Annotated in this window: 17 protein-coding genes and 1 pseudogene; 9 read left to right on the top strand and 9 right to left on the bottom strand. The window is 65.4% G+C overall.

Features of this window, described 5'->3' with window-relative positions:
• Positions 1-915 precede the first annotated feature (915 nt).
• On the top strand, positions 916-1,476 hold the full coding sequence (locus tag QSK25_RS44035; RefSeq protein ID WP_285647545.1) for a ricin-type beta-trefoil lectin domain protein: 561 nt from the start codon (positions 916-918) through the stop codon (positions 1,474-1,476).
• Positions 1,477-1,787: 311 nt separating this feature from the next.
• Here QSK25_RS44035 and QSK25_RS44040 read toward each other — a convergent pair whose 3' ends face one another.
• The 4 genes from QSK25_RS44040 to QSK25_RS44055 form a co-directional block, all read right to left on the bottom strand.
• Complete coding sequence (locus tag QSK25_RS44040; protein ID WP_285647546.1) at positions 1,788-1,925, bottom strand: hypothetical protein; 138 nt, start codon at positions 1,923-1,925, stop codon at positions 1,788-1,790.
• Positions 1,926-2,205: 280 nt separating this feature from the next.
• Entirely contained in the window at positions 2,206-3,177 is a 972-nt protein-coding gene (locus tag QSK25_RS44045) for an aldo/keto reductase (protein WP_285647547.1), read from the bottom strand.
• Between the two features lie 291 nt (positions 3,178-3,468).
• Positions 3,469-3,933, bottom strand: coding sequence for a hypothetical protein (locus tag QSK25_RS44050; protein WP_285647548.1), 465 nt, complete (start codon positions 3,931-3,933; stop codon positions 3,469-3,471).
• Positions 3,934-4,417: 484 nt separating this feature from the next.
• Complete coding sequence (locus QSK25_RS44055) at positions 4,418-4,774, bottom strand: hypothetical protein (RefSeq protein WP_285647549.1); 357 nt, start codon at positions 4,772-4,774, stop codon at positions 4,418-4,420.
• Positions 4,775-5,533: 759 nt separating this feature from the next.
• Here QSK25_RS44055 and QSK25_RS44060 point away from each other — a divergent pair.
• The 4 genes from QSK25_RS44060 to QSK25_RS44075 all read left to right on the top strand — a co-directional run bounded on the left by QSK25_RS44060 (position 5,534) and on the right by QSK25_RS44075 (position 9,800).
• A complete protein-coding gene (locus QSK25_RS44060) occupies positions 5,534-6,670 on the top strand; it encodes an IS30 family transposase (RefSeq protein WP_502881960.1) in 1,137 nt (378 codons plus the stop codon).
• A gap of 94 nt (positions 6,671-6,764) precedes the next feature.
• A complete protein-coding gene (gene istA, locus QSK25_RS44065; RefSeq protein WP_285647551.1) occupies positions 6,765-8,012 on the top strand; it encodes an IS21 family transposase in 1,248 nt (415 codons plus the stop codon).
• Positions 8,012-8,812 carry an IS21-like element helper ATPase IstB gene (gene istB, locus QSK25_RS44070; RefSeq protein WP_285647552.1) on the top strand — a complete coding sequence of 267 codons (801 nt, stop codon included), beginning with the start codon at positions 8,012-8,014 and terminating at the stop codon, positions 8,810-8,812. The genes istA and istB overlap by 1 nt, the downstream gene beginning before the upstream one ends.
• A 439-nt stretch (positions 8,813-9,251) precedes the next feature.
• A complete protein-coding gene (locus tag QSK25_RS44075) occupies positions 9,252-9,800 on the top strand; it encodes a ricin-type beta-trefoil lectin domain protein (protein WP_285647554.1) in 549 nt (182 codons plus the stop codon).
• A gap of 245 nt (positions 9,801-10,045) precedes the next feature.
• Here QSK25_RS44075 and QSK25_RS44080 read toward each other — a convergent pair whose 3' ends face one another.
• From QSK25_RS44080 to QSK25_RS44100, 5 genes are all read right to left on the bottom strand, one after another.
• Positions 10,046-12,454 (bottom strand): ATP-binding protein, encoded by a 2,409-nt coding sequence (locus QSK25_RS44080; RefSeq protein ID WP_352237088.1) that lies wholly within the window; start codon positions 12,452-12,454, stop codon positions 10,046-10,048.
• A gap of 66 nt (positions 12,455-12,520) precedes the next feature.
• Positions 12,521-13,441, bottom strand: coding sequence for a carbohydrate ABC transporter permease (locus QSK25_RS44085; protein WP_285647557.1), 921 nt, complete (start codon positions 13,439-13,441; stop codon positions 12,521-12,523).
• Complete coding sequence (locus tag QSK25_RS44090) at positions 13,438-14,742, bottom strand: carbohydrate ABC transporter permease (RefSeq protein WP_285647559.1); 1,305 nt, start codon at positions 14,740-14,742, stop codon at positions 13,438-13,440. The genes QSK25_RS44085 and QSK25_RS44090 overlap by 4 nt, the downstream gene beginning before the upstream one ends.
• Entirely contained in the window at positions 14,739-16,040 is a 1,302-nt protein-coding gene (locus QSK25_RS44095; RefSeq protein WP_285647560.1) for an ABC transporter substrate-binding protein, read from the bottom strand. The genes QSK25_RS44090 and QSK25_RS44095 overlap by 4 nt, the downstream gene beginning before the upstream one ends.
• Positions 16,037-17,242, bottom strand: a complete 1,206-nt coding sequence (locus QSK25_RS44100; RefSeq protein WP_285647562.1) for an ABC transporter ATP-binding protein — start codon at positions 17,240-17,242, stop codon at positions 16,037-16,039. The genes QSK25_RS44095 and QSK25_RS44100 overlap by 4 nt, the downstream gene beginning before the upstream one ends.
• Positions 17,243-17,432: 190 nt before the next feature.
• On the opposite strand from QSK25_RS44100, the gene QSK25_RS44105 reads away from it, so the two are divergent.
• The 4 genes and pseudogenes from QSK25_RS44105 (at position 17,433) to QSK25_RS44115 (ending at position 21,733) form a co-directional block, all read left to right on the top strand.
• On the top strand, positions 17,433-18,125 hold the full coding sequence (locus tag QSK25_RS44105) for a response regulator transcription factor (protein ID WP_285647563.1): 693 nt from the start codon (positions 17,433-17,435) through the stop codon (positions 18,123-18,125).
• 62 nt (positions 18,126-18,187) lie between these two features.
• Complete coding sequence (locus tag QSK25_RS44110; RefSeq protein ID WP_285647564.1) at positions 18,188-19,390, top strand: sensor histidine kinase; 1,203 nt, start codon at positions 18,188-18,190, stop codon at positions 19,388-19,390.
• 93 nt (positions 19,391-19,483) lie between these two features.
• Positions 19,484-19,681, top strand: a pseudogene (locus QSK25_RS45535) (helix-turn-helix domain-containing protein); the annotation flags it as partial.
• Between the two features lie 99 nt (positions 19,682-19,780).
• Positions 19,781-21,733 (top strand): AAA family ATPase, encoded by a 1,953-nt coding sequence (locus QSK25_RS44115; protein ID WP_285647566.1) that lies wholly within the window; start codon positions 19,781-19,783, stop codon positions 21,731-21,733.
• The last annotated feature ends 143 nt before the right edge of the window (positions 21,734-21,876 follow it).

Raw genomic sequence — 21,876 nt, forward strand, 5'->3', positions numbered from 1 at the left:
GGTCCTCATGCTGGAGGCGGAAGGGCAAACACTTGTGTGTGCGCAAGCAACTGTCTACGCCTGCCATCCCGGCGAAATCAAGGCAGCCTCAAGAGTGCCTCAAACAGGCGTAACAGGAACCTGTTCGTGCGTAAACGACTTCATCGAAGATCGTCGCCGACAGTAGAATCGCCTGCTCCCAGGCCGCGCGGCATGACGGTTCGTCAGACGCCGGGCGAGTCGCCTTGTGGGACTTGCCCGCGTGCGGCCAGCTGGGCTTATGCGTACCCACAGCGAAACATGTGCCCAAAAGGGACGACAGATGTGCCTTTCCGGCCACGTTCGACACGGGAGATCTCGCGCTGCGCGGTTGACCTGCGACGCATCGTGTGCGGTAAGTGCGCGGGCAGGCGGATGCGTCGTTCGGACAGCGAGTCCGAGGCGTCGCCCGCACTGGGTCGACCTGCGAGCGACCTCGCGTTCGGCGCCGGCGCTCCTCCCCGAGGTTGAGCCGAGCCAGTCGGGGAAGCTGGTGCGCCGGCAAGCCGCCATGAACAGCCTCAAGCCGCGACAGCCGGAGGTGCGGGTTCACCGCCTGACGAGGCTTGTCCGATGTGGACTGACTCGAGTGCTGCGAGCCGCTCTACTGTTAGCGGACAACGACTTCACCCCTGTCATCGACGGTCGTTGCTTGTACGGCCGCAGTCGCGATGTCGACGGACAGGTCGAGCAGTGCCTGCGGTCAGACGCCGTGAGGCATCGAGTGCCGGTGTGCAAGCTAGTAGAACAGAAGGGGCAGCAGGCCCTTCCCTTTGCTCCTCTATTCCACGACGACTGGGCAACAGTGCCCACAACGCACCTACTGTTCCCTACCACAGCTTAAGGAAGACCTAAGAGAACATCACCCACCCCGCCCGCCCGCTCCCGGAGTCCGCCATGAAGCGTCAGCGACCGCTTTTCGTCAGACTGCTCCGCGTTCTCGCCCTCGTCGTCACGCCTCTGCTGGCGTTGACGCTCGTCACCCCGTCCGCTCTGGCCTGGGACAGGACGATGATCCGGAGCAAGCAGTTCCCTGGCCAATGCCTCGACAGCAACTACAACGGTGACGTCTATCTGCTTCCCTGCAACTCGGGGAACCTCCACCACCAGTGGATCATCACGAGGGTCGGCTACGGGACGGGCTACAACGGGCACGACCAGATCCGAATCCAGAACGAGGCAACCAGGCTCTTCATCGTCCAGCGGCGGTACAGCTCTTCCGGCACGATGAACCCGACCGGCGGGCTGCTGTACACCGACACGGCCGGCAGCAGCTACCTTTCGAAGATCGACGGCGTCGGCACGACGTGGCGAAATGTCCAGCTGATGTCTTCCCATCAGGATGCGACTAGCTTCAACTCTCCTGGCCTCGCCATCAAATCGTACAACTCGGCTACCGCCGTGGCATCGGACTTCAACAGCGCTGACGCCGGACAGTATTGGGATCTGAGCATCTAAATAGATCGACACAAAGCTTGAGAGCCGCTTCACGACCACCATTGTCGTGAAGCGGCTCTTGGCGTGACATCAGCTATGTCGACAGCTCCACTCAAGCCCTTGCCCCGGCCAAGCAATGCCGCGCCGCTGCCTGTCATCCGACGCAAGCAGAACGACCGGCGCGGCCCGCAAAGCACTCGCAAACCAAAATCGCCTCACTGCATTTGACAATGAGGCGATGCGTACCCGTAGGGGATATTTGGTTGTACGGAGGGATCGTAGACAGAGGTGGCGGGTGGTGCGCGGAGGGGCGCCGCGCACCACCCCGACCACTACTTGGGGCAGGAGTTGTAAGGGCACCAGCCGTCGGCCAACTGACCGGAGGCCGCCACCGTGGATGCCAGGCCCAGCGCGCCGACGGCCGCCGCCGACACCATCACCGCAACAATTCGAGCACGAATACGCTTCATGTCATCCTCCGAATGATCATCAGGGTGAAGGAGCGAACTCATAAGAGTAGGAATGCCTCCATCGCTCAAGTATTTAATGCTTCCTTAGGTGACTTTGTGAAGTATTCCACACCCCCGGGGATAACATCCCTGCACATCTGGACATTTCTTGAACCTGAGTCTTGACGACGTGGCCGGCATGTGTTTGCGAGAGGTTCTGTTCGTGACGTCGAGACCGGCCGCCGGACTTTCCTCGAATACGCCCGCTCACGTCAACGCGACGCCGCCGGCACGCCTCGACTCAGGAGTGCCCGCTGATGGCGTGAGGAACGTAGCCTGACTCCAAGCCGGCCGCTTCGTCGTCCGACAGAGACACGTCCAGGGCCGCGACGGCGTCCAGGAGGTGATGCGGCTTCGTCGCGCCGACGATCGGTGCCGTGATGACCGGGTTGCGTAGCAGCCACGCGAGCGCGACCTGGGCGCGCGGCAGCCCGCGCTCGGACGCCAGAGCCGCGACCGAGGAGACGATGTTCGCGTCCGAGTCCGAATAGAGGCGCAGGGCGGTCTCGTCGCCCTCGGACCGGCTCGTCGTGGCGTTCCAGTCGCGGGTGAGCCGACCGCGTGCGAGAGGACTCCACGGAACGACGCCCACGTTCAGGTCGGCGCAGAGCGGCAGCATCTCCCGTTCCTCTTCGCGGTAGATCAGGTTGTAGTGGTTCTGCATGGAGATGAACTGCGTCCACCCGTGCAACCTCTGCGTGTACACCGCCTTCGCGAACTGCCAGGCGAACATCGACGACGCTCCGATGTACCGCGCTTTGCCCGCCTTCACCAGATCGTGCAGTGCCTCAAGCGTCTCCTCCAGATTCACCGACTCGTCCAGCCGGTGAATCTGGTATAGGTCCACGTGATCCGTACCCAGTCGCCGCAGCGAGTGATCGATCTCGGCGGAGATCGCCTTGCGTGACAGTCCAGCGCCGTTCGGTCCGGCCGCCATGCGTCCGTGGACCTTCGTGGCGATCACGACCTCGTCGCGCCGGGCGAGCTCCTTCAGGGCGCGGCCGGTGATCTCCTCCGACGTGCCGTCCGAGTAGACGTTGGCCGTGTCGAAGAAGTTGATGCCGAGTTCGACTGCCTGCTTGAAGAACGGCAGCGCCTTGTCATAGTCCATCGACCAGTTGTGGTCGCCTCGCTCGGGCGCACCGTAGCTCAGACAGCCGAGGCAGAGTCGGGAGACCTCAAGTCCAGACGCACCGAGCTTGGTGTACTTCATGGAGTGCCTCCACAACGCGGGTTGGCGGAACCAGGGGGACAGCCGTGCTTCATCGGTGACCGCCAGTGTCCCTCCCACGCATGAGAGGACCTTCAAGGGTTCGACGCACCGCGGCCAACCAGACGGAGATCCACCGTCTCGCGGGCGCTGACCGCCGACGCGATCTCAGCGGCAGAGGGCTCGATCGTGGACGCGGCCGAGCCGCAAATCCGGGCACGGAGGCCCGTAGCGCAGGCGGCGGCAACTTCGACTGCTGCGCTCGTGTCACGCACAGGGTGTCGTCGCCACTGATCACGGGCTGACAGGGGCGCGTTCGGCTGGTGGCTGTTGCGGACCGGTGTTCCTGTCGTTGCGCGTCAGGGCGCCATGCGCAAGGTGTGTGGCGTTTTCCTCGGCGGTGCTGCAAAAAGTGGTGTAGTCGCGAACTCCATCAGCGAAGCCGCGCATACCGATTGCGGCGTTCGAGACGAATGTCGAGAGATCCTTCAGCGACGGTCCGAAGCCGTTGGAATAGAACGATTCCCACGACTTGGACGCTCCGCTTACCGGTTTGTAGGTGATGAGCGCCTTCAGCTCGTGGCTCAGCGCGGCGAGGCCGATTGCGACGCCATCAACCGCTCCGGCGCCACGCAACATGCTTTCCGTGTCGACCGAAAGTTCGCCGCTCCCAGGGCCGAGGTCCACGAACCCCGATCCGCCCGCCGGATCACCACCGGCGCTGCCAGAACCGCCAGTGCCCGTGATTTTGCCGCTCATGGTCGTCCGTCCTCGCCCTTCACCACGTCACCAGTGATGTCGCGAACATCGCATTGCTCGCGAACATCGCCTTACTTCTCCGACGCCACCGAACAAGTATTCGGCAGGGAAACCCGGCGGAAGCTTGAGCGGGACCCAGCCGCCGCCTTCCTCCGCGCCTGTCGCTACGCATCCTCGGCCGTCTTCGGAACCGCCGCGACACCCTCCCCCAGGCGCCGCCGGCTCGCTCCGGTACCCGCACGCGAACGACACAGCACAGGGCCAGTACACCCACCAGACCGTTCCCCCCGCAACCCAAACCCGCCACCACAGGACGAAAAGACCGCCCCACTGCCCAAACACACCCGCCGACGACCACGAGCGGCCCTGGCTCACAGCCGTTGCGTGGCCGTTGTTGCGACACAAAAGCGACGCCGAACCGCCCACGTCACCAGCGGGCGGTTCGGCGCCCACAACGCGTACGAAGAGTCGTCCCTCTCACGAATCAGGGACCGAAGTGCATCTTGGTGATCTTTCCTCCGCCACCGAGGAAGAAGTTCTGGTAGTGACCGAAGTACGTCCTCTTGCCGCCGTACTCCTCAAACCAGCCGTCGTTGTTCCCGGTGGAGATCTGGTCGATGTCGGTGATCCAGACATTCAACTCGCCGCGGTCTTTGAAGCACATTTTCGAGTAGCGTTGGAACTTCTCGCAGATCCGGACCCACTTGGTACCGAAGGCGCCATCACTAACATCGCCGCAGCCCACCCTGGACAGCGCGAAGGCCGGCGAGGCGGTCGCGATGACCAGGACGGCCGCGAGGATGCCGGTGACGGCAGCCCTTTTCGATCTCCTTGCCCGCAAGTCGATGCTCCTCAGCAGATTGGTATCACTGAATCATTCCAGGCGAGCGGATAACGATCTCCTCGGCGCACATTCAGTTCAAGCGCACGACTGTGTCTTTACACCCACGAGAAATGCACTTTTATACCCGCTCCGCGAGGGGACGGCTGCCGGTTGCCACGCTGCGTCCAGGCGATCACCAGGAGTCGCGCGACTTCACCTTGACGCGGTGCCGATAACGCCCGCGGACGGCAGACCTGGTGGCGGCCGGGTGGTGTTCCCGGAGACGAGTAGGCAGAGCTCACGATCGGTCACGTGTGCTCGCGGTCCTTGTGCTCGCGGCCCGTGTCGGCGTCCCGCACACCCGTGACAGCATCCCAGCCTACGAACAAACCGCGCGAAACCTGCCGAATCGGCTCGCAGCCTCCGAACATCGGCTCCAGAACCGAGACGGCCCGTGAAATCGGACGGTCGCTGGACGTCCGGCCAACTGGTGCGAATGCGCTCCCACAGCGGCCGAGACTGGTGCTGCGGCAGCAAACCACGACACCTTGATGGCGCTTTGCCAACGGGGACAAGCGTTCTGGCCCGTCTGCGTTCCGAAAAGCGTCCTTCGCTTGGGATCACGCTCCCACCCGCTCCAGGTTTCGTGGTGGGCATGTCGGCGACGCGTGAAAACTGACCCCCTACCGGACGCTCGGGTTCTAGATCTTGTCGCAACACTCCTTGATCATTTGTGGGGTGTTGGTGGGTAGGCGGGGTCGTAAGCGCAGGTTGGAGATGGAGTCGGAGTGCTGGCGGCTGCTCGCCGCTGGTGTGGGCACGGTGGAGGTGTGCCGGCAACTGGGTATCGGTCGCAAGACGGGATATCGCTGGCGGGCGGAGAACGGCGGGCTTCCACCGCTGACGCTGCCTGAACAGGATCGGGAGGGCCGGTACCTGTCCTTGCTGGAGCGGCAACGCATCGCCACTTTGCGTCGAGACGGTCTTGGCGTGCGAGCGATCGCCGTCCAGCTTGGGCGTTCACCGTCGACGGTCAGCCGCGAACTGCGTCGCAACACCGCTTGCTACGACAAGGCTTACGACGGTCACATGGCACACGCTCGAGCTCGCGAACGCGCTCGACGTCCACGCCGAGGCCGGCTGTTGGCCGACGTCGAGTTGCGGGCTCACGTGCAGGCCAAACTCGAGCTGGAGTGGAGTCCGGAGCAGATCGCCGCCTGGCTGCGCGTGGCGTTTCCCGGCAGGCCCGCCTGGCATCTATGCCACGAGACCATCTACCAAGCCCTCTACCTTGGCGGGCGCGGCGGGTTGCAGCGCGAGTTGACCAGACGTCTGCGCACCAGTCGTCCGCTGCGCAAGCGCCGCCGTCGCCCGGATCAGCGCCGACCGCGGTTCATTACTCCCGGCGCACTGATCGATCTGCGTCCTGACGTGGTCGCGGAAAGGACCCGAATCGGGGACTGGGAAGGAGATCTCATCGTCGGAAAAGGCAGCCGTTCCGCGATCGCGACCCTGGTTTGCCGCACCAGCCGCTACTTGCGGTTGGTGCACCTCCCAGATGGCTATGCGGCCGCTGCGGTCAGCGACGCACTCGCCGTCGCCTTTGGTCAAATGCCACCCCCAGCCCGGCTCACGCTGACCTGGGACCAGGGATCGGAGATGGCTTGTCACGACCAGATCGCCGAGCACCTCGCCGAAGGCGTGTTCTTCGCCCATCCTGGTTCGCCTTGGCTGCGCGGCACGAACGAGAACACGAACGGGTTGCTGCGCCAGTACTTCCCGAAAGGCACCGACCTGTCCGTCCACAGCGCCGAAGAGCTCAACCGAGTCCAGGACCGCCTCAACCACCGGCCGCGCAAGACACTCGGTTGGCGCACCCCGGCAGACATCTTCAACTCTGCGCTGGCACCATGATCACCAGCAACGTTGCGACGGTCACTCGAATCCGCCACGGGTGAAAACGGACCCCTACCGACGGGTGAAAACGGACCCCCGTCGACAGTAGGGAGTGCTCAACGTGGAGGACTGGGCGGAGATCCGCCGTCTTCACCGAGCTGAGGGGATGCCGATCAAGGCGATCGTCCGTCAGCTTGGTATCAGCAGGAACACCGTGCGTCGCGCGCTGGCCGCCGACGCACCGCCGCAGTATCAGCGGCCGGCCAAGGGCTCGATCGTGGACACGGCCGAGCCGCAGATCCGGGCGCTGCTGGCGCAGTGGCCGACGATGCCGACGACGGTGATCGCGGAACGGATCGGCTGGAGCAGGTCGATGACCGTGCTCAAGGACCGGGTGCGGGAGCTGCGGCCGCTGTTCACGCCGCCAGATCCGGCCAGCCGGACCGAGTATCAGCTCGGTGAGCTCGCGCAGTGCGACCTGTGGTTCCCGCCGGTCGACGTCCCGCTCGGGTTCGGGCAGGCAGGGCGGCCGCCGGTGCTGGTCATGGTGTCGGGCTACTCGCGGGTGATCACCGCGCGGATGATCCCGTCACGTCAGAGCCCCGATCTGCTGGCCGGACATTGGGCGCTGATCAACGGCTGGGGCCGGGTGCCGAAGGCTTTGGTCTGGGACAACGAGTCCGCGGTCGGGCAGTGGCGGGCCGGCCGGCCGCAGCTGACCGAGGCGATGAACGCCTTCCGCGGAACGCTCGGCATCAAGGTCATCCAATTCCGCCCAGCCGATCCGGAGGCCAAGGGCCTGGTCGAACGGGCTAACGGCTATCTGGAGACCTCGTTCCTGCCCGGCCGCGGCTTCACCTCGCCGGCCGACTTCAACGCCCAGCTTGCCGAGTGGCTTGTGCGCGCGAACCAGCGTCAGCACCGCAGGCTGGGCTGCCGTCCGATCGAGCGGTGGGCGGCAGACAAGGCGTCGATGCTCGAGTTGCCGCCGGTCGCTCCAGTGACCGGGTGGCGGTTGACCACCCGGCTGCCGCGCGATCACTACGTGCGGGTTGATTCCAACGACTACTCGGTGCATCCGGTCGCGGTCAGCCGCAGGGTCGAGATCGTCGCTGATCTCGAGCAGGTGGTCGTGACCTTGCAGGGCAACGAGGTGGCTCGGCACGAGCGCTGCTGGGCTGATCACCAGAGCATCACCGATCCGCTGCACGCGGCCGCCGCGAGCGAGCTGCGGCAGGCACGCCGGCTGGTCGCGGTCCCGGCCATCGACACCGATGTCGAGCACCGCAGCCTGGCCGACTACGACCGCATGTTCGACCTCGACCACGAGATTCTGCCGGGCAGCGAGGAGATCGCCTGATGACCGCCAAGAGCACGAATATCAAGGGCCGCAACGTTTCCAGCGAGATCGCCTACCTGACACGGGCGCTCAAGGCGCCCTCGTTGGCCGGGGCGGTCGAGCGGCTGGCCGAACGAGCCCGCGCGGAGTCCTGGACGCACGAGGAGTTCCTGGCGGCCTGTCTGCAGCGTGAGGTCGCCGCCCGCGAGTCGCACGGCGGCGAGGGCCGCATCCGCGGCGCTCGGTTCCCGTCTCGCAAGTCGTTGGAGGAGTTCGACTTCGACCACCAGCGTTCACTCAAGCGTGAGGCCATCACGCACCTCGGCACGCTGGATTTCATTGCGGGCAAAGAGAACGTGGTGTTCCTCGGCCCTCCCGGAACCGGCAAGACGCACCTGTCGATCGGGCTCGGGATCCGGGCCTGTCAGGCTGGGCACCGGGTCGCGTTCGCCACCGCCGCCGAGTGGGTCGCCCGCCTCGCCGAGGCCCATCAGGCCGGTCGGCTGCAGCAGGAACTGGTGAAGCTGGGCCGGATTCCGCTGATCATCGTCGATGAGGTCGGCTACATCCCGTTCGAGGCCGAGGCCGCGAACCTGTTCTTCCAGCTCGTGTCGTCCCGCTATGAACGGGCCTCGCTGATCGTCACCAGCAACAAGCCGTTCGGCCGCTGGGGCGAAGTGTTCGGCGACGACGTCGTGGCAGCCGCGATGATCGACCGCCTCGTCCACCACGCTGAGGTCATCTCGATGAAGGGAGACAGCTACCGCCTCAAAGACCGCGACCTCGGCCGAGTCCCACCGGCCATGAAGACCAACGACTAAAGATCAACAGTCACCAGGGGGTCCGCGTTCATCCGTCGCCTGGGGGTCAAAATTCGCGCGCCGTTGACAGGGCAAGGCAGTCCGTGCATCTTCGTCATCCCGCTGCCGTCAGCGCTGAACGACCTTTGCAGGCGTCCCAGGCAGACAGTCACCCGCCTCAGGCGAGTCCGTGCCTGGTCAGAGACCGCGCGGAACACGCGGCAGCGCCCTGAACATGCCTACGTACCAACACCTTGCCTAAACACCTAAGCGTGGACCGTGTTCACACCAACGTGTCCAGCCGAGAGGTGTTCGGGCACAAGGAGCTACACGTTTGATGCTCTGAAGCAACCTGCACTGCTCTGAGCCGACACGTTCGAGCTACCTTTCCTCCGCACTAAGGGAACCTCAACAGTCCCGATCACCCCACCCTGTCCGCGCCTTGCTTGCGGGAGTCAAAATGACGACCAACCGATTCACCGCCCGTCGCTTCATCAAGACCGCGACCCTCGCGTTCGCAGCACTGTTCGCCTCAACGCTGGTCGCACCGTCTGCCTCCGCCGTCTACCTCGGAGAGAACCGCATCGAGAGCATCGACCGACCGGGGATGTGTCTCGCCAGCAACGGCAGCGTCCTGCGACTGTCCGGCTGCAACTGGAACTGGACCGACGCGGAACAGAGCTGGATTCTCAACACGACCGGCAACACCCCGAACGGCTACGACCAGGTGACCATCCGCCACCACGCGACGAACCGCTACCTGGTCGCGTACTACCGGGCCGACCAGCTGGGCACCTGGGGTGGCATCTACATGGCCGTCGAGGGTGCCAACGGCACGAACAAGATCTACTGGGACGGCGTCGGCTCCTCCTGGCAGGACGTCAGACTTCAGGCGTTCACCGACAGGACGAACTGGGCCAGGTCCTGCCTTGACGTCAACCACCTCTCCGTCGGAAGCACGTGTGGAAGCGGCGTAAACGCGCAGCGGTGGAAGTTCACCCGGCGCTGATCGCGCCCCTGATCGGATCGGCGCGACCAGCCGACAGATCACGCGAACGCACCGCGGGCGTTGTCACCGCAATGGAACCTGATTGTCCTACCAGTCGGCAGGCCGTCCCCCGGAAAGCAGAGCCCGAAGTGCTGATCGTCCGATCGCCGTGGTGCGGCATCTCGATCGAGATGCCGGACCACGGCGATTCGGTGTCCGGCAACATCGCTCGGCACCACCCGGCAGAGCGGTGGAACGCAGTCGCGTCACTGCGGCAGGAGAGCCAGCTCGGCGTCGACACGTTCTCTCTCGTCGTGGTCAGCCGGTCCGTGGAGCTTGGCTCGGGCGAAGGTCAGGCATGTTCGCGCGCGGTCGATATCGCCCGCGTTGCGCCATGCCGTGCCCTCGTTCAGTGCCAGTTCCCACTCACTGCGATAGCCCGCCTGTCTCACCGCCGGATGCGAGCGCACCTCCGAATATGCCTCGGCTGCCTCTGGCCAGCGTTTCAGACCGCTGAGAGAGTCACCCATCAGCAGCAGGAGATGCACGCCTATCTTGGTCGCCAACTCCTGGTTCGTCTGGGTGCGCCGGCTGTCCAGCTCAAGGCGCAGCGCTCCGAGCAGGTCCAGCGCCTCGTCGAACTCGCTCGCGGCCAGCAGCGTCGTGCTCAGCGAGAGAGACATCCAGATCCGTTCCTCGAAGAAGTCGCGATCGGCCGACAGCTGACAGGCCAGCCTGCTGTGCTCGATCGCCTCCTCCGCTCGCCCGAGACTCGCGAGTACCAGACCGCTGCTCGAATGTGATGACGCCACGATCCTCTGGTAGTCGATCTTCTTGGCCAGAACTCGTGCCTCTTTCAGGGTCGTAAGTGCGCGTTCGCTGTCATCGGCCGATGCGTGTTGCGTCCATCCCACGACACTGAGCATTTCGACCTCCTTGACGCTGTCGCCAAGTTTCCTGGCAGCTTCGAGGCCGAGCAGAAAGACCTCGTCCCACCGGGATTTGAACTCCCGTCCGAGCATGTAGCGGTGCAACGACCACACAAATGCGTGCACCTTCTGATGCCAGCCCAGTGCCGCCGCTTCCTTGCTGACAGCGATCCACGTCGTAGCTTGCTCGTCCAGCCAGGCCGCCGCCTCCCGCTGCGACTGGAACGGGCCCCCTTCCGGCGCCTCACGCACACCGGAAAGAAACAGTGTGCCCGCTGCCGTGCCCTGGCTGAGGACATGGGTGTACAGAGCATCGCGAAGCTGGTCCCGCACGTGCTCTGGTTCCTCTTCGACCCAACTCTCACGCGCGAAGAGGCGAAGCAGATCGTGGAACTGGAAGCGCACCGGCGCGGTCGTGATGTTGATCAGCGACACCTCCACCAATGCGTCGAGTACCGCACCGATCTCGTCCGCGGGTTCACCGGTCGCCACGGCGGCGAGCTCGTCGTCGAAGTGAGATCCGGGGATGACGGCGAGGCGGCGGAACACAGCCCGCTCGCGCGCCGACAACATCTGGAGTGAGACCGCGAACGCCGACCTGAGATGCAGGTCGCCTGCCGACAGCGAGTCCAGTCGGTTCCGCTCGTCCCGCAGCTGCCCGACGAGGTGGGCGATCGACCCTCGGCGCCTCGTGGCAAGGCGATTGCCGGCGATCCGCACCGCGAGCGGCAGATTTCCGCAGAGGGTCACGAGCTCCTGGGCCGCCTCCGGCTCGGCCTGGACCACCTGTCGGCCAACGATCGACGCGACCAGGTCCACCGCCTTCGTCGTGGACAGCATGTCGAGGGGCACCCAGTGCGCCGAGTCCAGACCGGTCAGCTTCCGGCGACATGTCACGATCGTCAGGCTGTGCTCGCTGTTGGCCAGCAGTGGTCTGACCTGCGTCTCGTCGAGCACGTTGTCCAGAACCAGCAGAACACGCCGGTCCCGCAGCAAGGTTCGGAACAGCGAACCGCGGTCGTCCTGCGCCGCGGGCATCCGCTCTGGGGATACGCCCAGCGAGGTCAGCGCTCGTTCGAGAACGACGCCGGCGTTCACCGGCTGGCTGTCGACACCATGCAGATCGACAGCGAGGCATCCGTCAGGGAACCGGGCTTCGAGATGTCCTGCGGCCGCCACCGCCAACGTCGTCTTCCCGACGCCAGGAGGTCCCGTGATGACGATGACGCCACCCGTAGCGGCCTGCTCGCTCAGCCCGCGAAGCTCGGCTTCCCGCCCGACCAGCGTCGGCGCGCTGGGCAGCGCAAACAACATCGCCCTGCTCTCCGCTTCCGCTGACCGGCGGCGTCCCTGCTTCGCCAGCATCACGAACGACACCCGCTCGTCCCCGGTGAGACCGAGGGCATCAGCCAGAAGGTCGGTCGAACGCTCCTGCGGCGCGGCCGCACGACCACGTTCCAGTTCCCTGAGCGCTCGCACGCTCATGCCCGAGGCCAGTGCCAACGCCGCTTGTGACAGTCCTGCCGCCGTTCGATGCCGCAGAAGGGTCTGTCCGAAAGCCGATCTCTGCTCTCGCTGCTGCGAAACATGCGGATCCCTCATACTCGACAGTGCACTTCCTTCCTGTCGCTGGTGGCAAGGACACTTGCCGCGAAGCGTCCGTTTCGTTGCAATCAGACAGATGATCATCGGCCTGGCGGTGCACGCTCGGTGGGGCATCTCATCGCGATCTTCGGAAGCCGTCATCGCGACGGCGGCGCGCGGCCGAGAGGCCCCCGGGACCGCGCGCCGTCGTCTCGCTGGCGACCAAACCTATTTGGTGGAACCCGCGAGCACTCCCTGGACGAAGTACTTCTGGAACGCGAGGAACACGACCAGCGGCACCGCCATCGACAGGAACGCCCCGGTGGAGAGCAGGTCGATGTTGGCACCGAACTGCCGCAGCTGAGACCTCAGCGCCACCGTGATCGGCGCGGAGTCCTGGTCGGCGAACACCAGCGCCACCAGCAGGTCATTCCACACCCAGAGGAACTGGAAGATCGTGAGCGAGGCCAGCGCGGGCTTGGCGATCGGCAGGATCACGCGGCGGAACACGACCCACTCGGTGGCGCCGTCCATCCGCGCCGCCTCCACCAGGTCGACCGGGATGCCGGTGAAGAAGTTGCGCAGCAGGAACACCGCGAACGGCAACCCGAACGCGACGTGGAACAGCACGACCCCCGCGATGGTCCCGAACAGGTCCAACGCCCCGAACAGCTTCGCCACGGGAATCAGCGCGACCTGGATCGGCATCACCAGCAGTCCGACCACCGTGACCGTGAGCCAGTCACGACCAGGGAACTCGATCCACGCCAACGCGTACGCGGCCAGCGCGGAGATCACCACCACGAGGAACGTCGAGGGCACCGCGATGTACACGGTGTTGAGGAACGAACGCCAGATGGTCTCGTTCCCCGCTAGCTCAGCGTAGTTCTGGAGGGTGAGCTCGGCGGGCTTGGTGAAGATCGTCCACCAGCCGCTCGCGGTGTTGGCCTGTTCGCTGCGCAGCGACGCGACCAGCAGCCCGAACACCGGCATCAGCCAGAACACCGCGACCACCGCGAGTCCTACCTGCACCGCGCCGTTGCCGAGATTCGAGACGAACCGGGTGAGCGGGCCGCGTTTCGGCGAGCCGGTCACCGGAACGTCGACGACGCGAACTTCACGCTTCTCGTGAGACAGCACGGTGGTCACGATCGCTCCCGTCGGAACCTGCGGATGTTGTAGAGCATGGCCGGGGCGACCAGCAGGAAGAGGATGATCGCCAGCGCGCTGCCGACGCCCTGATCGCCACCGCTGCCAAACGACACCTGCCACATCTGAAGTGCCAGCACGTTGGCCTCTTCCTGGACGGACCCCGGCGCGATCACGAAGACCAACTCGAAGATCTTCAGCACGTTGATCACCAGCGTGACGAACACGGTGAGCAGGACCGGTGCCAGCAGCGGCACCGTCACCCGCTTGAACACCTGCCACTCGGTCGCCCCGTCCACCCGCGCCGCTTCCAGGGCGTCACGGGGAATCGCGGACAGCCCAGCGGCGATGAACGTGATCGCGAAACCGGTCATGATCCAGATCCAGGACGAGATGATCACTGGGGTGACCAGTGTCGGACCGAGCCAGGTCAGGCCACGGAACGGCAACGCGAAGTTGTCGGCCGGCAGGCGCACCGAGAACTCACCTGGTCCGAGGTCGGGGAAGGTGAACCGCCCGTCGTCACCGGTCATCGTCTTCGACACCACGGCTCCGTCGCGCAGCAGCTCGACCGTGAGACCCGGCAACCCGAGCTCGGCGGGGTCGATCTGACCAGGCCTGCCACCCGCCGATACGTCCAGCCACACGGCCCCGCGCACCTCGGTGCCACCCGCTTCGGGCTGGGAGACGGGCCGCGCGCTGTCGGGCAACTGCTGGCGCGAGTACCCGACCAGGGGCAGCGACACCACTCCCCCGCGAGACACCGTGGCGGTACCGGTGTATCCGTCCTCACTGGCGTCGAACTCTGAACGCGGACGCGCGCCGGGATAGGGCGACGGCGAGGCGAACACGTCGTGGACACCGACCATCGCCGCGTTCACGACACCGCGTTCCGGGTCCTCCTCGTAGACGAGCCGGAAGATGATCCCTGACGCGAACAGCGAGATCGCCATCGGCATGAACAGGATCAGCCGGAACGCGGTGGCCCACCGGATACGTTCGGTGAGCACCGCGAGGATCAGGCCCAGACACGTCACCGCGACGGGCGCGACGACCACCCAGATCACGTTGTTGCGGAACGCGATCAGCGTCCTCGGGTCGGTGAACGTCTCCACGTAGTTGCTCAGACCGACGAACCGGCTGCCACTCGCGTCGAAGAAGCTGCGGAACAACGAGTACACGAGCGGATAGACGACCAGCGCACCGAGGATCAGCAGTGCGGGCAGGAGGAACAGCACGGCCTTGCCGGGGGATCGCCCCGGCTCGGCCACGCTGCGACGCCCGCGCAGGGCATGGGTCACGGCGCGTACGCCTTCACAGCTGCTGTCTCAAGGCGTTCCATCGTCTCGTCGATCTTCTTAGGATCGGCGAGGAAGTCCTGCAACGCCTTCCACATGCCCGTGCCCTTGCTGCCACCGAACGCGGCGGGAGTGAGGTCGGACAGGTCGAACCGAACGTTGTCGCCAGCGTCGAGGATGCGCTGAGCCAGCTCACGCGTGACGTCGTCGGGGTACGACGCCGGTTCGATTCCCTTGCTCGCCGAGAGGAACCCTCCCTCGGCGGCCCACACCGAGCCTGCCTCAGGCGAGGCGAGGAACTTCATCAGCTCGTTGGTCACCTCGTCGTCCTTGAACTGGACGGCCATGTCCCCACCGGTCACCACCGCGGGGGCACTTCCGTTCACCGAGGGAAATGAGAAGAACGTCGCGTCACCGCCGACGACGGTCTTGGTGCTCGAGTTGATGACGCCGCTGACGAAATCGCCCTCGAACACCATCGCCGCCTTGCGCGGCTCGCCAAACACGTTGGTGACCGACTTCGGGAACTCGGTCTGCAGCGCGCCTGACGCGCCACCTTCGATCAGCCGCTGATCGCCGAACAGCTTCGCCAGCTCCTGCAACGCCACGCGCACGGACGGGTCGGTCCAGGAAAGCTCGTGCTTGGCGAGCTTGTCGTAGTTCTCCGCGCCCGCGCTGCGCAGGTAGACGTTCTCGAACCAGTCAGTGAGTGTCCAGCCGTCGGCGCCCGCGACGGACACCGCGGGCACGCCCGCGTCCGCGAGCGCACGGGAGGTTTCGAGGAACTTCTCCCACGAGGCGGGCTGCTCCACCGAGAGGGAGGCGTCCTCGAACGCCTTCCTGTTGTACCAAACGGTCGACTTGTTGGCGACCTTGAAGTAGACGCCGTACAGTTTCTTGTCGAAACTGCCGAGAGTCTTCCAGATCGGCGCGTAGTTGTCGCCGACGGCTTCCTCGACCTCTGCGCTCACCGGCTTGATGGCACCAGACTTGGCGAGTTGGGCTGCGAATCCGGGCTGTGCCACCAGCGCGACGCTGGGCGGAGTGCCTCCGGAGACCCTGGTCTGGACCACGGTCGGCAGTTCGTCACCCGCTCCTGTGTATCTGACTTGAGCCCCGGTCTTTCTTGAGAACGCGGCGAGAACCTTCTCGAAGCGCACCTGCTCCTCACCCGACCAGGTGCCGATGATGTCGGCGGACTGGCCCTTCAGTTCACCGTCACCGCCGGCCGTGCTGGCACCACAGGCGGTCGCGGCAAAGGCCAGCGCGCACAACGCCGCGATCATGCTTCGTCTCTTCATGAAATCTCCTCGTTCCAAATAGCGGTGCCGGTAGCCGGATCGAAAAAGTGCAGCCGTGAGGTGTCGACCCAGGTCGCGACCTGCTGTCCCTCGTAAATGCGCGAACGCGGGCTGAACCGCCCCACGAGGACTGTGCCCTTGCCGGCGCCCGCAACATCGTCCGCACCGGAGTCCTCGGCGAGCGCGCGGGTGTCGTCGGTGTCGGCGGCCTCGGCGTCCACCGGAAAGTGAACGAGGATGTCGGAGCCCATCGCCTCCACGAGGTCGGCGACCGAGTGCAGGAGCGCCCCCTCGACCTGGTCGACGAGAGCCGCGTCCTCCATGTCCTCAGGACGGATTCCCAGCACGACGTTCTGGCCAACGTACTTCGCCAGCGCCGGGCGTTCGTGCAGCACCGACTCCGGCAGTCGCAGGGCATCCGAGTTGAGCGTCACCCAGTGCTGGCCGTCCTGGTCCTCGACCAGCTTCGCGACGAACAGGTTCATGCCGGGAGATCCGATGAACCCCGCGACGAACAGGTTCACCGGCCGGTCGTAGAGCTCCTGAGGCGGGCCGACCTGTTGCAGCACGCCTCGCTTCATCACCGCGACACGATCGCCCAGCGTCATCGCTTCTGTTTGGTCGTGCGTCACGTAGACGGTGGTCACGCCCAGATCGCGTTGCATTCGCGCGATCTGGGCACGCATCTGCACGCGCAGCTTCGCGTCCAGATTGGACAGAGGCTCGTCCATCAGGAACGCCTGCGGCGCCCGCACCATCGCCCGTCCCATCGCGACCCGCTGGCGCTGCCCTCCCGACAGGTTGCGGGGCTTGCGATCAAGATGGTCGGAAAGCTCCAGCACCTCGGCGACTCGCCGCACTCGCTGATCGATGTCCTTCTTCGGCATCTTGCGCAACGTCAAGCCGAACGCGATGTTGTCGTAGACGTTCAGATGCGGGTAGAGCGCGTAAGACTGAAACACCATCGCGACATCTCGATCACGCGGCGGCACGTCGTTGACCACGCGTTCGCCGATGCGGATCGTACCCTCGCTGATGCTTTCGAGGCCCGCCATCATCCGCAGGGCAGTCGTCTTCCCACAACCTGACGGCCCGACCAGAACGAGGAACTCGCCGTCCCGGATGTTCAGGTCGAGGTTCGTCACGGCACGAGTGCCGTCGCCGTAAGCCTTGCCAAGTCCGGCAAGCACGAGTTCCGCCACAACCAACTCCACGACACTGTGTGAACCAGGGCACCGCAAGTCGCGGTGTGGCTGAAAACCTAGGCTGGCTGGCCTTAACCGAGTCCTAAGAGCTGAGAACGATCGCAATAAGGGGCGTTAGGGAATGTTCGCCTGTCCGGAAACCCCTAATTAACCAACAGGCAACCCAGGTCGAACCTACGCTCCTGCCATGCCGAACGCGCTTGTGGTCGAGGATGATCCGGCGGTTCAGGCTGCGCTGGTGCAAGCACTGCGTGGGCTCGGGCTGGTCACGCAGGCCGTGAGCACCGCGGCAGCCGCGTTGCAGGAAGCAGCTGCGAGCGAACTCGACATCGTGGTACTAGACCTCGGCTTGCCCGATCTCGACGGTGTCGTCGCACTGACAATGCTTCGCAGTGTGAGCAACGTCCCGGTAATCGTCGCCACGGCACGTGGCGATGAAAGCTCGGTCGTGCGCTCGCTGAACGCGGGGGCTGACGACTACATCGTCAAGCCGTTCTCCAGCAAACATCTCGCCGCCCGGATCAACGCGCTGCTTCGTCGTAGCAAGCCCGCCTCCACGCATGACGAAGCTGATGACATCATTCAACTCGGTGACCTCCGCGTCGACCTGAGCAGGCGCCACGCGACCCTGGCTGGCGTGATGCTCGACCTCAGCAGGCGGGAGTTCGATCTGCTCGCCTACCTCGCGAAGAAGCCCGGTCACGTCGTCAGCAGGCGTGAGCTCTTCGATGCGGTCTGGGACCACGCGTCCACATCGGACGACCGGACGATCGACGTTCACACTTCGTGGTTGCGGCGCAAGCTTGGCGAGACTGCGGCCGCACCGCGCTACCTGCACACGATCCGCGGGGTTGGTTACCGCCTCACGGAACCCGAATGAGACGTCTCGCCACCTACACGTACTTCCGCGCGTGTGGCGCTGTGGCAGCTGCCCTCGTGGTATTGACCGTCGCGCTCGTGGTCTGGTACGAGCACGACCTCGCGCACGAAAGAGACACCCGCGACGCGACCATCGTGGCGGAGGTGCTGAGCGCGACCTCGGACGCGGATGTCATTCGGGCGGCGATCGGCCGCACCTCGGCCGGCAGGAGCGGGCGGTTGGAGGTGCGGCTCGCCGATGGCACCGTACTGGGCATGAGCAGCGGTGCCCCCGCCTTCTCGCTGCCTGCCCGTGCCGAGGACGGCAACGACGCCGTTGTGTCGGTGGTCGCCACGCCCGCCCACCTCCCCGGTATCACCATCACTGTTCTGGCGGTCGCGGCCGTGACGGCCGTGGCGGGTTCGGTGCCCCTCCTCGTACGTCCTCTCCTTCCTGTCACTCGTGCGCTCACGATGCTGACCGAGGTAGCCAGAGACGGCCGAGGCCGCGTGCAGGTGAACGGGCCACACGAGCTGCAGGAACTCGCGGAAGCGATCAACGCGGCTGCCGACCGCACGGAGGACTTGCTCTCCAAGGAACGAGAGATGGTCGCGGACGTGTCCCACAGGCTCCGCACTCCGCTCACCGCGCTGCGCCTCGACGCCGACGCGATCGAGTCCGGGGAGACGGCCGATCGCATCCGCGCGTCTATCGGCGCGCTGGAACGGGACGTCAACCGGATCATCCACTCCCTTCGCCCCAGCAAGACGGCGACGACAGCACCGAGCTGCGATCTGACCGCCGCTGTCAAGGAACGCATGTCGTTCTGGTCGTCCTATGCCGAAACCCAGAAGCGGTCCCTCGACGTGGCGCTCACGGATGAGCCGACCGCTGTCCCGCTCAGCCGGGAGGACGTCGACGCGGTCGTCGACACTCTCCTGGCAAATGTTTTTCAGCACACACCTCCGTCCGCGCCGGTGGCGGTCGAGATCGTGCGGCACGCGGGGTGGATCACACTGGTGGTGGAGGACGGCGGGCCGGGTGTCGCCGATCCCAGTGGTGCCCTGCGCAGGGGAACGAGCGGCAGCGGATCGACCGGCCTCGGCCTCGACATTGCCAGATCGGCCGTTGAGGCGACCGGTGGCCGCATCATCGTCGACAAGGGACGGCTCGGCGGCGCGCGGGTGCGATTGAAGATGAGCGAGGCTGGCCGCGAGCAGAGCCCGGAGGACCCGCGCGCCTGGCGCTTGTGGTCGAAGAACAACAGACGTCAGAGGAATGGCTGACCGACCGTAGTCGAGACGCACCCGAGCATTTGTATCAACGGACGTTACTCTGCCGATAGGCGTGTCGTAGAGCCCATCGGCGGAGGGATCGAGATGTCCGATTCGATCGATGAACTGTCACTCGGCCAGCAACTACTCCGATATCGAACCGTGGCGGGCCTGTCACAGACCGAACTCGCGCGCGCCTCCGGAATGAGCATCCGCGCCCTGCGTGATCTTGAACGCGAACGTGCGTCGGCACCGCAGGCACGCTCGACAGAGCTGCTCGCGACCGCACTCCGGCTGTCTCCGGACGAGCGGAAGTCTTTCCTGTCACTCGCCAGAAGAGCACGGCGCCGGTCGGTTCCTGATGCTGCGTCCGGTGTAACGACGCTGCACGGACTGCCCAGCGTGCCTGAGCTGTTCGGCAGGAACGCGGAGCTCGACCAACTGTCGCGGGAGGCGGAAACCGGAGGGGTCGTGGTGATCTCAGGTCCCCCCGGGGTGGGCAAGACCTCGCTCGCCGCGACCGCCGTCGATCGCCTCGCCTCGCGCTTCCCCGACGGGTGCCTCGCGATCGACCTTCGCGGTGTCGACGACCAGCCGCTGACCACCGGCGCCGCCCTGGAACGATTCCTGACAGCGCTCGGGGTGCAGTCGAACCGCATCCCAGCGGACGAGTACGAACGCGGCGCCATGTTCCGCACACTGATCCACGACCGGCGAATGCTGGTGGTGCTCGACAACGCGGCGAACGAGTCCCAGGTTCGGCCGCTGCTCGGCACTGGAGCGCAAGGCCTGACGATCATCACCTGTCGCCGTGCGCTCGCCGGACTGGAGTCCGCGCGCTGGCTTCCCCTGGAGGTCCTGGTCGCGGGGGCGTCCGTCGCCATGATCAGCTCGATCGTCGGCGCAACGGCCGAGTGGAACGAGCCAGAGGCGATGACCGAGCTCGTGGAGTTGTGCGGCAACCTACCGCTGGCGGTGCGGATCATCGGAAACAGGCTCGCCAGCGGGACACGTTCCGTCGCCGCGATCGTGCAGCAGATGCGTGACGAACGCTCCAGGCTGGACTCGCTGACGGTGGACGACCTTCAGCTGCGTTCCGCGTTCACGATCTCCTTCGAGAAGTTGCCTGCGCAGGCGCAGGCGGTGTTCCGCCGTCTCGCGCTGATCCCCGGTGCGGACTTCGACGACGAGTTCGCGGCGCTGGTCTGCGGATTGCGGGTTGACCAAGTCGGACTGGTTCTAGACGATCTCGTGGAAGCCTCGTTCCTGACCGTCACGTCGGTCTCGAACCGCCTGAAGTTCCACGACCTGATTCGGATCTTCGCCCGAGAACGTCTCGCCGCGGAAGAACCGGCGGACATCCGAGACCAGTTGCGCAACAGCCTCTATCACCACGTGCTCGACCGGGGTGTCGCGGCGGGAAAGCTGTTCTTCGCCGATGTCCGTGACGTGCCTGCTGACAGCCCGTTCCGTTCGCTGGAAGAAGCGCACAGCTGGCTGGTGCAGGAGGCGACCACGTGGTTCCCGGTACTGCAGACCGCGGCGTCACTCGGCTGGCACCGCGAAGTCCTCGACTTCTCGTGGTACGTCCAGCGCTATGCCCAGAGCCGCGAAGTCGAACACGACTGGCTCGCCGTCCACTCCGCCGGACTGGAGGCCGCACGGGCGCTGCGGTCGCAGGACGAGGTCGTCGACTCGCTCAACCAGGTGGGCTGGCTGCAGAGCTTCATCACCCATGATCACGAACTCGCGTTCGCGACTCTCTCCTCCGCGATCGAGATCGCGGAGGAGAACGGCTACCACCGGGGAGTCATGGTCGCGAACTGCGCGTCCGGCCTGGTGTTGCTCAACCTCGGCCGGGTGCCAGAGGCGCTCGAACGCAACCGGATCGCCTACGAGATGTCCGCGAGCTACGACTTCTTCGGCTTCAGGTCGTGGATGGCCGTGTCCTACGGTGCTGCGCTGCTGGCAGTCGGCATGTTGGAAGAGGCACTCGCGGTCCACCGGTCGATGCTCGCCGAGTTGGAGGACCGGGTTGGTGAGACGAACCCCGACATGGAGAGAAAAGCCCGGGTACTGCTGCTGGCGAGCGTGGGCGACTGTCTGTCGGGCTTGCAGCGCTGGGACGAAGCGGCGAGAAGCTATCAGGCGGCACGGTCGGCTCAGCCCGACGACCAGGCCGCGGTGTTCCGCAGCGAGGCGGAGCTGGCCCTGACCGAAGGCATCGCCTGGCGGCACGCCGGCGACTTCGTCCAAGCCCGCGAGTGTCTGACGAACGCACTCGAACTGTTCACCGGCCCTGCGAGCGGCGCGGACCGTGATCGCGCGAAAGCCGAACTCGACCTGCTCGACTAGAGCCTGTCCTGTAAGTCGTTGATCTGGGCATCTGGTATCTCTCTGCGGTGGTTGGTCGCGGTGAGTTGACGGATCGTGCGTGGGCAGCGATCGCGCCGCTGCTGCCCCCTGTGTCGGGCGGTGGGCGGCGGTGGCGGGATCAC

The sequence above is a fragment of the Lentzea sp. NBRC 102530 genome (assembly GCF_030269365.1).
In the GTDB taxonomy this organism is placed as follows: domain Bacteria; phylum Actinomycetota; class Actinomycetes; order Mycobacteriales; family Pseudonocardiaceae; genus Lentzea.